Source organism: Streptomyces sp. B15 (assembly GCF_018070605.1).
GTDB classification, from domain to species: domain Bacteria; phylum Actinomycetota; class Actinomycetes; order Streptomycetales; family Streptomycetaceae; genus Streptomyces; species Streptomyces smyrnaeus.
On sequence record NZ_JAGPXJ010000227.1, the window covers coordinates 1 to 458 of the forward strand.

The 458-nt window shown below is 69.2% G+C and carries 1 protein-coding gene; it reads left to right on the forward strand.

Annotated features, from left to right (window positions below):
• Positions 1-458: PCRF domain-containing protein (locus tag KBY19_RS35975; protein WP_210967538.1), on the forward strand; the 458-nt coding region annotated here is incomplete at both ends.

The window sequence follows — 458 nt, forward strand, 5'->3', positions numbered from 1 at the left end:
CTGCAGAAATCCGTGCCCTCCGCGCCACCTACGACTCGGTGGCCGCGGTCAGTGACGCCGAGACGCTGCTGAAGGAGATCACGGAGCTCGAGCAGCAGGCCGCCGCGCCGGACCTGTGGGACAACCCGGACGAGGCCCAGAAGGTCACCTCCCAGCTCTCCCACAAGCAGTCCAAGGTGGACCGGCTGCGCAAGATCGAGAGCCGCATCGACGACCTCGAGGTCATGGTGGAGCTGGCCGAGGACGAGGACGACCAGGAGACCCGGGACGCCGCCGCGGAGGAGCTCACCTCCATCCAGAAGGCGCTGTCCGAGCTGGAGATCCAGACCCTGCTGGCGGGCGAGTACGACGAGCGCGAGGCCGTGGTCACCATCCGGTCCGGTGCCGGTGGCGTGGACGCCGCGGACTTCGCGGAGATCCTCATGCGCATGTACCTGCGCTGGGCGGAGCGCCACGGG